Source organism: Paracoccus sp. (in: a-proteobacteria), from assembly GCF_030536915.1.
Classification (GTDB): Bacteria; Pseudomonadota; Alphaproteobacteria; order Rhodobacterales; family Rhodobacteraceae; genus Paracoccus.
The window spans coordinates 1-10,871 of the sequence record NZ_JAUNPC010000089.1 but is presented as its reverse complement, the minus strand read 5'-3'; the positions used below and the strand labels follow the sequence as shown (position 1 = coordinate 10,871).

Genomic DNA, 10,871 nt, shown 5'->3' with positions numbered 1-10,871 from the left:
AGGCAGTCTGCGTCGAGATCTCGCGGTCCGCCGCAAGCTCGATCCCCGGAACGGGAATGGCTTCGTCGTGCAGCCGCCGGGTGCCCTTGGCGAAGAACGGCACCGAGTCCAGAAACGCCCGGAATCCATCGATATCCTGAACCGTGGCGAAGCGGTCCCATTCCTGCCCCTGCGCCACGCCCATCTGCTCCTGCCACCCGGCCATCTGCGCCTTGGTCATCAGCCCGCCGTGGTTGTCCTTGTGCCCCGCGATGGGCGTCCCCCAGCCCTTGACGGTATAGGCGAGGAAACAGGTCGGCCGGTCGTGGTCGATGGACGCGAAGACCTCGGCCATCGTGTCCACACAGTTGCCGCCCAGGTTCTCCATCAGCGCGGCGAGTTCCGCGTCGTCCCGCCGCCCGATCAGCGCGCTGACATCCCCCTGGTCGCCCAGGTCGTCCATCAGCCGCGCCCGCCAGACCGCGCCGCCCTGATAGGTCAGCGCCGAATAAAGCTGGTTCGGGCAGGCGTCGATCCAGGCCCGCAGCGCCTCGCCCCCCGGCTCGGCGAAGGCCGCGCGTTGCAACGCGCCGTATTTCACCCGCACCACGTCCCAGCCGAAGGCGCCGAAGATCGCCTCGATCCGGCTCCACAGCCCTTCGCGCACCACGCCGTCCAGGGACTGGCGGTTGTAGTCGATCACCCACCAGCAGTTGCGCAACTCGTGCTTCCAGCCTTCCTGCAGGCATTCGTAGATATTGCCCTCGTCCAGTTCCGCGTCGCCCATCAGCGCGATCATCCGGCCCATGGGCTGGTCGCCCGCCCAGGGCTTGGCGGCGACGTAATCCTGGATCAGCGAGGCGAAGGCCGTGACCGCCACCCCGAGGCCGACCGAGCCGGTCGAGAAATCCACGTCGTCCACATCCTTGGTCCGCGAGGGATAGGATTGCACCCCGCCATAGCCGCGAAAGTTCTCCATCCGCGTGCGGTCGAGGTTGCCCATCAGGTATTGCATCGCGTGGAAGATGGGCGAGGCATGGGGCTTGACCGCCACCCGGTCCTGCGGGCGCAGCGCGGTGAAATAAAGCGCCGTCAGGATCGACACCATCGAGGCGGATGACGCCTGGTGTCCGCCCACCTTGATCCCGTCCGCCTTGGGCCGGATGTGGTTGGCATTGTGGATCATCCAGTGGGACAGCCACAACAGGCGCTGCTCGACGGTCTTCAGATGGGGGTTGGTCATGGTTCGCCTCCGCTTTGGCGCAGCATAGCGCGGGTGGGAGAGGGGAACCTTGCGATTTCAGTCATCGTGCGGTCGGATGCGAGCGGAAAGGCGCGGCAAGGGATGGTTTTCGAGTGACATCCGTCCAACTTGATTCATTCGAGATCAGAATCCTCCGCCTGCTGCGGGAAAACGGGCGCATGCCGGTGCAGGACATCAGCGAGCGCGTGGGCCTAAGCCCCACCCCGGTCGCGCGCCGCATCCGGGCGCTGGAAAGCCGCGGCGTCATCACCGGCTACACCGCGCTGATCGACGAGGCGGCGCTTGGCTACGGAATCACGGTCTTCGTGTCGGTGCAGCTTGACCGGCAGATCGACCGGGCGCTGGAACAGTTCGAATCCGCCATCCGCAGCTTCCCCGAGGTCGTGGACTGCTGGCTGATGACCGGCAGCCGCGACTATCTGCTGCGGATCGTGACCGAAAGCCTTGCCACCTATGAAACCTTCCTGACCGCCCGGCTGACCCGGGTGCCGGGCGTCTCGAACATCGAAAGCTCGATCCCGATCCGGCGGGTGAAATCGGGGATCGCGCGGACGCCCTGATCCTGCCGTCCCCGCCGGCGGCAGAGGCGCTGCGAGGAAGCCTCGCCCTTGCACCTGCGGCGCCTCGATGCAGGGGGCGCCCCGACGGGCGCCATCAGGACAACATTCCTCTGTTCCGAAACAGCACCTCGCACCAGCGGCCATTCGGCAGGGGACCTGCTTTCGTCACTCCGGCGAATAGCTGAAGGTCATGGTGGGGGTGGCGGATGTCTCGACCCAGACGCTTTTCGTCACCGAATAGGCCGCCAGCCCCTCGCGCCCCGAGGATCGTCCGTAGCCGCTTTTGCGGAAGCCCCCGAAGGGCGACATCACGTTGATGGTCTTGTAGGAATTGATCCAGAACGTCCCGGCCCGCACCTTGGCCGCGACCCGGTGTGCGCGGCCGACATCCCGCGTCCAGACCGCGCCCGCGAGACCGTAGGGGGTGGCGTTGGCCAGCGCGACCGCATCGTCCTCGTCCCCGAAGGGGAGGACGCCGACGACGGGGCCGAAGACTTCCTCGGTGGCGATCTCCATGTCGGGGCGCAGGCCGTCGATGACGGTGGGGGCGTAGAAATAGCCGCGCGGGAAGGCGTCCGGCCGGCCGCCGCCCGTCACGATCCGCCCGCCCTCGTCCACGGCGCGGCGGACCATGGCCTGCACCTTCTCGAACTGGCGCAGGTTGTTGATCGGCCCCATCAGGGCCCTGCGGTCCAAGGGCATCCCGACAGGGATGCGGGCGGTCGCCTCGGCATAGCGGCGGACGAACTCGGCATGGATGCTGCGCTGGACAAGCAGGCGCGAGCCCGCGACGCAGCTTTGCCCCGCGGCGCCGAAGATCGCCGCCTGCGCGCCCACGATCGCCCGGTCCAGATCGGCGTCGTCGAAGATGATGTTGGCCGACTTGCCGCCCAGTTCCAGGATGCAGGGCACGATGTTGCGGGCCGCCGTCTCGGCGATCTTCGCCCCGGCCTGCGCCGAGCCCACGAAGACCACCAGCCGGGTTTCGGGATGGCTGATCGCCTGCTGGCCCGCCGTCGGCCCCGCGCCCGCGATCACGTTCACCAGCCCGCGCGGCGCGCCCGCCCGCTCGCACAGCACGCCGATCACCAGCGAGCTGTACGGCGTCAGTTCCGAGGGCTTCAGCAGCACGGCGTTGCCCGCGCAGATCGCCGGGGCGACCTGCCAGCCCGCGGTGTTCAGCGGCGCGTTCCAGGGCGTGATCTGCACGACCACGCCGTAAGGCTCGGGGCGGGTATAGTTCAGGTGCGTGGTCGGGACCGGGATCACCTCGCCATGCAGCTTGTCGCACCAGCCGGCGTAATATTCGAACTGCTCGGCCACGCGCAGCGCCTCGCCCGCCGTGTCGCGGATCAGCCGCCCGGCGGACAGGGCCTCAAGCTCGGCCAGCGCCTCGGCGTTCTCGCGCAGAAGCTGGCCGATGCGGTACATGACGCGGCCGCGTTCGGTCGCGGTCCTGGCCCACCACTCGGTTTGCGCGCGCAGGGCCGCGTCAGTGGCGGCATCGATCACGGCGGCTCCGGCATCGGCATAGGTTTCCGTCCGCTCGCCCGTGGCCGGATCGTGCAGGTCGATCGGCGCGCCGTCGCCCGCCATCGCCTCGCCGCCGACAAGGCTTGCGATCCGGTCGAAGCCGCAAAGCTGCCGCATCAGTTCGGCGATGCGCGCGGCGGTGCCGGATGTCGGATGGGTGGTCATGTCAGCGCGTCTCCTGCGGGCGATGGACAAGGGCCGGATCGCCAAGCCTCGTGAAATCGTCTTCGTCGGCGATGCCGGACATGTCCTCGGCCCAGAGCGTCCGTGCCAGCCGGGCAAGCGGCAGGTCGGCCCCGACCTCCTCCGCCAGCCCCAGCGCCAGCCCGACGTCCTTGCGCATCAGTCCGGCGGAGAAGCCGCTGGAAAAAGTGCCGCTGAGGACCCAGTTGGGGAAATGCACTTCCGACAGCATGCTGCGCCCCGAGGCGGCGTTGACGACGCGCAGCGCGTCGGCCGCACCGACGCCCGCGGCCTCGGCCAGCCGCAGCCCCTCGGCGGTCGTCAGTATGTGGCAGGCGACAAGCATGTTGTTGACCAGCTTGGCCACGTTCCCGGCGCCGCTGCCGCCGACATGCAGGATCTTCGTGCCCATCGCCTCGAAATGCGGCATCGCCTCGGCGACATGGCGTTCCTCGCCGCCCACCATGAAGGACAACTGCCCGCTGGCCGAACCCGAGGGGCCGCCGCTGACCGGCGCGTCCAGGAACCCGTGGCCGCGCGGGGCCAGCGCAGCCGCCAGATCGCGGCTGACCTGCGGTTCCGAGGTCGAGGTGTCGATGATGACCCTGGGCGGCATCTCCTCCTCCAGCAGCCCCGAGGCGTCGATGGTGCTGCGGACGGCCTGCGCGGCAGGCAGCGAGAAGACCACGACATTGGCGGCGCGGAACACGTCTGCAGGCGAATTCGCGATGGCCAGACCGGATTCGGCCGCCTTGGCGCGGCGTTCCGGGGAAAGGTCGAAGCCGATGACATCGAAGCCCTTGGCCGAAAGCGTCACCGCCATGGGCAGGCCCATGGCCCCAAGGCCGATCATCCCCGTGCGGCCGTTCCGCGCGCTCATCGATGTTCCCCCTGCTGCGACCGGATGACCGCACCCTAGCCGCGGCCCCTGCGCCCGGTGCAGCCCTGCGCCTGCGCACACCGCGTTGCCGTCAGGGCAACGCCGGGGGCAGGAATGCCGCCATGCGTGTGGCCAGCAGCGCCGCCACCGCCTCGACGGATTTCGGCAACCGCCGCCGGGCCCGCGTGACCGCATGGGCGCTTGCCCCCAGCAGCAGCGGCTCGTCGAGGTCGAGGACCGCAAGCTCGCCCCGCGCTTGCTGGATGGCGGCGGAAAAGCGGGGCAGGAAGGTCACGCCCAAGCCCGCCGACACGAAGCGGATCAGCAGGGTGATCGACTGGGTTTCCACCACCGGGCGCAGCGCCAGCCCCTGGTCGCTTGCCGCCCGCGCCAGAAGCTGGCGGATGCCGTGGCTTTCGTTCAGCAGCGCCAGCGGCTGGTCCAGCACATCCGCCAGCCGCAGCCCCTTCCTGCCGATCAGCGGCGAGGCCGCCGGCACGATCGCGCAAAGCGGCTGCCGCCCGATTGCCAGCGAACGTGTCCCCGGCACAAGGATCGGGTTGTAGGCGATCGCCAGGTCCACCTGGTCCAGCGCCACCTGTTCCACCAGCCGGTCGGTCCCGGCGGTCGAGATCTGATAGCGCAGGTTCGGATGGGCCTGCATCAGCGCCGCCAGCCCGTTCTGCATCAGGTCGGCCGCGAAGCCCTCGCCCACCCCCAGGCGAATGACGCGGCGGGTGTCGTCCCGGTACTGGCCGATCAGTTCGCGGACATAATCCTGTTCGTTCCTGATATGGGTGGCGTGATCCAGCAGCAGCTTGCCCGCCTCGGTCAGATGCATCCCCTGCGAGTGGCGCGCGAACAGCTTGACGCCCAGCCGGATTTCCGCATCCGAGATCTTGCGGCTGATCGAGGAGGAGACGATGTTCAACCGCTCGGCCGCCCTGCGGATCGAGCCTTCCTGCGCCACCACGGTGAATTCACGCAGGAATCGGTGATCGAAAGCGTCCATTGGTCCCCTCGCGGCGCGGATGGGGCAGGTTTGGACCGGCGGACGGAAAAGGCAAGCGCGGGGCCTACGCCTCGGTTTCCCCGAACGGGCCGAAGCGCAGGCACACGCCGCCAAGCTGATCGGCCTCGGGCAGCACCAGCGTGCCGCCGGTCCATTGGCAGCGCAGGCCCATGGCCTGGGCGCGCGCCTCGACGTCCTTCGGGCGGGGGGTTCGCAGGTCGATGCCCGCGACACCGGGCAGGGTGGCCTTGGCCAGCAGCGGCGGGACGGCGCCGTAAAGCCGGGCAAATCCCTCGGGGCCGGTGACGGTCCATGTGCCCTTCGGGGTGGCGATGCGCGTCATGCCGTCCGAAACCTTCCCCGTCCCACCGTGAACCCGCCCCAGCCAATCGGCCGCCTCCGCTCCCTCATGGGGCGCGGCGATGATTGTCAGGCCGGCGATGCCGGTGACGCCGTTGGGGTGGTCCATCCAGGCCGGCATCTCGATCAGGTCGCGCCGGAACTGCTGGCAGGCGAACAGCGACAGGCGCGGGTGGCGGCGGTTTGCAAGGATCGCAAGGCAGGTCCGGGTGCGGTCGGACCTGCCGTCGGGGCGGGTCACCTCGCGGCCGAACTCGATCATCCCCGTGAGTTCGACGCCCCGCGCCGTCAGCGCCCCTGCATCAGCCGCCGCGTCGGTCGAGTGCAGCGCCGTCAGGCAGACGCCCTCGCGCTCGGCCAGATGCGCCGCGACATGGCGGCCGAAGCGGAAGCCGCCGGCCTCGTATCCGTCCAGAAGCGCCGGATCGCCGATCCCGACGATCTCGAACAACTGGTCGCGGAAGACCAGGATGGCCGTGCTGGTGCCCCAGGGGTGCTGGCTGAGGCCGCGGTTCAGGAACCCCAGCGCGGCATAGGTGTCGCGCGTCCTTTCGATGTCCCTCACGCAGACAAGGGCATGGTCGATCCCCAGCGAAGACGTCATTCACCGCTCCTGCCCCGGCCCAAGGGCGCCATGATGCCCGGGCCGGACGGCGCAAGTCCAGCCGAGCCTTTGCGCAGGGTTGCCGGGCGGGCAACGCGGCGTTGCCCAGCAGCGCGCTGTCGCGCGCGGCGGAAAGCGGGTTAGCCTTCGGCATCGAACCACGGGAGGGGGCTTGATGGGCAACATCTTCTCACGCGATGCGCTGCCGCTGCACCTGCTGGTGCTGGGGATCATCGCGGTTTCCGAACTGATCGGCATCATCCGGCTGCCGATCGGCATCGCCACGGTGATCCTGCTGCCGATCCTTTACGCCTTTGCCCTGGGGATCGCGCTGAACCCCGTCGTCAACAAGGCGACGCGGCGGTTCCTGACGCCGCGATCCGGCAGAATCGCGGGCGCCATGATCATCGTCTCGATCATGCCCTTCATCGCCCGCTTCGGCACCACTGTCGGCCCGCAGATCGGCGAGATCGTGGCCGCCGGTCCCGCCCTGATCCTGCAGGAGATCGGCAACCTCGGCACGATCGCCGTCGCCTTCCCCGTCGCCGTCTACCTACTGGGCATGGGGCGCGAGGCGATCGGGGCCAGCTATTCGATCGACCGCGAGCCGAACCTGGCCCTGATCGCCGAGAAATACGGGCTGAACAGCCCCGAGGGCGCGGGCGCGATGGGGGTCTATGCCACGGGCACCCTGATCGGCACCTTCGTCTTCGCCATCATGCCGCCCCTGATCCATGCCTTGGGCGTCTTCGACGTCCGGGCGCTGGCGATGTCCTGCGGGGTCGGCTCGGGCTCGATGCTGGCCGCCTGCACCGGCGGCCTTGTCGCGGTGATCCCCGAGCAGGAGGAACTGATCCTCGCCCTTGCCGCCGCCAGCAACATCCTGACCTATGCCACGGGGCTTTACGTCGCCGTCTTCGTCGCCCTGCCGCTGACCGAGTGGCTGTACCGCCGCGCCCGCCCCCACGATCCCGCCAATCCGCCGAAGGGAGAGAAAGCATGACCCGCGCCACCGACCTGCAGGATCTGGCCGAGGGGATCGCCGACGAGGAGGCATCCGACCTGGGCACCGGCGACAAGATGTCCATGCTGCTGGTCGCCGCCGTGGCGGGGCTGGTCGCGAACTGGGTGGCGACGGGAACCTCGCCCCTTGAGGCGCTGCCGGGGATGCTGGTCCTGCTGGCCGCCTCGGCCGCTGGTCTCGTGCTGGCCCGGACCATCCGGATCGGGCTGCCGGCGGTGGCCTGGGTGTCGCTGCTGGCGGTTCTGGTCACCATCCCCGGCGTCCCCGGCGCGGCCTGGGTGGCCGAGGCCGTCGGCAGGCTGAACTTCCTGGCCCTGGCGACGCCGGCGCTGGCCTATGGCGGCTTGGCCCTGACCGCGCAGGAGTTCCGCATCGCACGCACATCGGGCTGGAAGATCGTGATCGTCGCGATCTGCGTAATGTTCGGAACCTACATCGGCTCGGTCCTGATCGCCGATCTCACCTTGCGGGTGATGGGCTGACGGTTTCCACGGCGGCCTGTCAGAAGGATTCATGCCGCGGCACCCGCCATCTGCAGTTGCTCCGGCTGGACCCAACGGCGAGGGTGTCGATGCGGCCTCGGGCAAGTGATCGCCGGAATGGCGACGTGCCGGGACATCCTTCATGTCACGACTTTGCGAAACTCCCGCTAAACCTGCTGGGATGCGATCCGGCGGCGCAGGACGCGGCAACGAACCCGGACCTGCCTCGCAGGGTCCGGCCGTCCTGAGGCTCGGACAGCCACGGCGCGCTGCAACGGACGCAATCGCTGACGGATCGGCAACACTCTGCGGATATGTGGGTTGTGAGGACTTGGTCTCCTGCAGTATCAGGCTGTACAAAAGGACAGGCCACAGGAAGGAAGGCGCCTATGCGCGCGAGCATCGTCATTCGCACCCTGAACGAAGCGCGTCATCTGGATGACCTGCTGCGGATGATCGCGCGCCAGCGGACGGACGGGATCGAGGTCGAAACTGTCCTGATCGACTCCGGCTCGACTGACGGCACGGTCGAGATCGCTCGCAAGCAGGGGGCGCAGGTCACGACGATCACCAAGGCCGAATTCTCGTTCGGGCGCTCGCTCAACCGCGGCTGCAGTTTTGCGACCGGCGACATTCTCGTGCTGGTATCGGGCCATTGCGTTCCGGTGGATGATCGCTGGCTGCAGAACCTGTGCCAGCCGCTGATCGACGGGCAGGCCAGCTACAGCTATGGCCGCCAGATCGGCGACGACGACAGCAACTACAGCGAGCGCCGCATCTTCGCCAAGTACTACCCCGCCGTGTCGCAGATCCCGCAGCAGGGGTTCTTCTGCAACAACGCGAACTCGGCGGTGCTGCGCAGCACCTGGGCCGCGCATCCCTTTGACGAGGAGCTGACCGGGCTTGAGGACATGGAGCTTGCCAAGCGCCTTGTCGCGGCGGGCCATTGCATCGCCTATGTCGCCGAGGCCCCGGTCTTCCACCATCACAAGGAAGACTGGCCGCAGGTCCGCCGCCGGTTCGAGCGCGAGGCGATCGCGCTGCGCTCGATCATGCCCGAGGTGCATTTGTCGCGGCTGGACGTGCTGCGCTGCGTGCTGGACAGCGCGCGGGGCGACTGGCGGTCGGCCCGGCGCAACGGCATCACCTCGACATCGAAGCTGGACATGCTGCGCTACCGCTGGAACCAGTATGTGGGGTCCTATGTCGGCAACCACGAACACAGGCTTCTGTCGCGGCAGGCCAAGCAGAAATATTTCTTCCCCGAAACGTCACAGAAAACGGATCAAGATGAGTGGCTCAAACCGGTGCGTCGCCCTTCTGCCCATGAAGGCTAACAGCCAGAGGGTGAAGGGCAAGAACTTCCGCCTGCTGCACGGCAAGCCGCTGTTTTCCTGGATCCTCGACACCCTGCTGGCAGTCAATGAGATCGACGAGGTCGTGATCAACACCGACGCCCGCCACATCCTGGCCGAGAACGGCCTGGTCGAAGGCGGGCGCGTCCGCATCCGCGACCGCAAGCCCGAGCTTTGCGGCGACACGGTGTCCATGAACCTGATCCTGGCCGATGACGTGGGTGCGGTCCAGGCGGACAGCTACCTGATGACCCACACGACCAACCCCATGCTGCGTCCCGAAACGGTCCGCGCCGCGCTGGCGGATTACCGTGCGGGCGTCGCCTCGGGAGAGGCGGATTCGCTTTTCACCGTGAACCGCATCCAGACCCGCTTCTACCGCGAGGATGCAAGCCCCGTGAACCACGATCCCGACAACCTGATCCAGACGCAGGATCTGGAGCCGTGGTTCGAGGAGAACTCGAACCTTTACATCTTCTCGCGCGACAGCTTCGCCCGCACCAATGCCCGGATCGGGCGCAAGCCGCGGCTGTTCGTCATGGACAAGCTGGAATCGCTGGATATCGACACGCCCGAGGACTGGGCCCTGACCGAGGCGGTCGCGGCCATGCGCCAGAACGCCGCCCCTGCGGTCGCCTGAAAGGAAGCATTGATGAAGGACGTTCTCGTGACCTGCCCCCCGATGCTGGGGCAGATCGACCGTTTCATGGATTACGCGGCCGGACGCGGGCTGCGGCTGCACCCCGCGCAGGTGACGCAGACGCTGTCCGTCGAGGAACTGGTTGCGCTGCTTCCGGGCTATGACGGCTGGATCATCGGCGACGACCCGGCCAACCGCACGGTCTTTCAGGCGGGACGCGCGGGGCGGCTGCGGGCGGCGGTCAAATGGGGCATCGGCGTGGACAACGTCGATTTCGAGGCCTGCCGCGAGCTTGGCATTCCGATCACCAACACGCCCCAGATGTTCGGGGCCGAGGTAGCCGATGTCGCGACCGCCTTCACCATCGGGCTGGCGCGCCAGCTTTTCCTGATCGACCGCGGCGTGCGCGCGGGCGGCTGGCCCAAGCCCGCCGGCATCAGCCTGACCGGGCGCCGCGCGGCGGTGGTGGGCCTGGGCGACATCGGCCGCAACACCGTCACCCGGCTGCAGGCCCTGGGCCTGACCGTGACCGCCTATGATCCGGGGGTCGAGGGCGACGCCGGCATCCCCGGCCTCGTCCGCGCCGCCTGGCCCGAGGGGGTCGAGGATCAGGATTTCATCGTCTTCACCTGCGCCCTGAACCGCCACAACCACCACATGCTGAACGCCGAGGTGCTCGGCCGCTGCAAGGAGGGCGTGCGGATCGTGAACGTGGCCCGCGGCCCCCTGATCGACGAGGCCGCCCTGATCGCCGCCCTGCAATCGGGCCGCGTCCATTCCGCCGCGCTGGACGTCTTTGAAATCGAGCCGCTGCCCGAGGGCAGCCCCCTGCGCGGGATGGAGCGGGTGATCCTGGGCACGCACAACGGCTCGAACACCATCGACGGCGTGATCCGCGCCAGCCACGCGGCGATCGACCACTTGGCTCGGTTTCTGGCCTGACGAGGCGCCGGTATATCACCACAGCGCAGAGCGCCAGCGGATCAAACGCTGAC

10 protein-coding genes and 1 pseudogene are annotated in these 10,871 nt (G+C 68.3%); 6 read left to right on the top strand and 5 right to left on the bottom strand.

The window, feature by feature from the left end; genetic code table 11:
• Positions 1–1,222, bottom strand: a pseudogene (locus Q4F04_RS12800) (transketolase); the annotation flags it as partial.
• Positions 1,223–1,335: 113 nt separating this feature from the next.
• On the opposite strand from Q4F04_RS12800, the gene Q4F04_RS12795 reads away from it, so the two are divergent.
• Positions 1,336–1,803: an Lrp/AsnC family transcriptional regulator gene (locus tag Q4F04_RS12795; RefSeq protein ID WP_303370208.1), complete on the top strand. Its 468-nt coding sequence runs from the start codon at positions 1,336–1,338 to the stop codon at positions 1,801–1,803.
• A 165-nt stretch (positions 1,804–1,968) separates the two neighbouring features.
• On the opposite strand, the gene Q4F04_RS12790 is transcribed toward Q4F04_RS12795, so the two are convergent.
• From Q4F04_RS12790 to Q4F04_RS12775, 4 genes are all read right to left on the bottom strand, one after another.
• The gene (locus Q4F04_RS12790; protein ID WP_303370207.1) at positions 1,969–3,501 is read right to left on the bottom strand and encodes an aldehyde dehydrogenase family protein; all 1,533 of its coding nucleotides are present in this window, start codon (positions 3,499–3,501) and stop codon (positions 1,969–1,971) included.
• Position 3,502: 1 nt separating this feature from the next.
• Positions 3,503–4,399: an NAD(P)-dependent oxidoreductase gene (locus Q4F04_RS12785; protein ID WP_303370206.1), complete on the bottom strand. Its 897-nt coding sequence runs from the start codon at positions 4,397–4,399 to the stop codon at positions 3,503–3,505.
• A gap of 91 nt (positions 4,400–4,490) precedes the next feature.
• Entirely contained in the window at positions 4,491–5,411 is a 921-nt protein-coding gene (locus Q4F04_RS12780; RefSeq protein WP_303370205.1) for a LysR family transcriptional regulator, read from the bottom strand.
• Between the two features lie 64 nt (positions 5,412–5,475).
• Positions 5,476–6,375 (bottom strand): VOC family protein, encoded by a 900-nt coding sequence (locus Q4F04_RS12775; protein ID WP_303370204.1) that lies wholly within the window; start codon positions 6,373–6,375, stop codon positions 5,476–5,478.
• Positions 6,376–6,550: 175 nt separating this feature from the next.
• Between Q4F04_RS12775 and Q4F04_RS12770 the strand changes: the two genes are divergently transcribed.
• The 5 genes from Q4F04_RS12770 to Q4F04_RS12750 all read left to right on the top strand — a co-directional run bounded on the left by Q4F04_RS12770 (position 6,551) and on the right by Q4F04_RS12750 (position 10,818).
• On the top strand, positions 6,551–7,378 hold the full coding sequence (locus Q4F04_RS12770; RefSeq protein ID WP_303370203.1) for a DUF3100 domain-containing protein: 828 nt from the start codon (positions 6,551–6,553) through the stop codon (positions 7,376–7,378).
• Positions 7,375–7,881 carry a hypothetical protein gene (locus tag Q4F04_RS12765; RefSeq protein ID WP_303370202.1) on the top strand — a complete coding sequence of 169 codons (507 nt, stop codon included), beginning with the start codon at positions 7,375–7,377 and terminating at the stop codon, positions 7,879–7,881. Before Q4F04_RS12770 ends, Q4F04_RS12765 begins: the two co-directional genes overlap by 4 nt.
• Before the next feature lie 389 nt (positions 7,882–8,270).
• The gene (locus Q4F04_RS12760; protein WP_303370201.1) at positions 8,271–9,218 is read left to right on the top strand and encodes a glycosyltransferase family 2 protein; all 948 of its coding nucleotides are present in this window, start codon (positions 8,271–8,273) and stop codon (positions 9,216–9,218) included.
• A gap of 10 nt (positions 9,219–9,228) precedes the next feature.
• Positions 9,229–9,876, top strand: coding sequence for an acylneuraminate cytidylyltransferase family protein (locus Q4F04_RS12755; RefSeq protein ID WP_303370200.1), 648 nt, complete (start codon positions 9,229–9,231; stop codon positions 9,874–9,876).
• 12 nt (positions 9,877–9,888) lie between these two features.
• Positions 9,889–10,818, top strand: coding sequence for a phosphoglycerate dehydrogenase (locus Q4F04_RS12750; RefSeq protein ID WP_303370199.1), 930 nt, complete (start codon positions 9,889–9,891; stop codon positions 10,816–10,818).
• Positions 10,819–10,871: the final 53 nt, after the last annotated feature.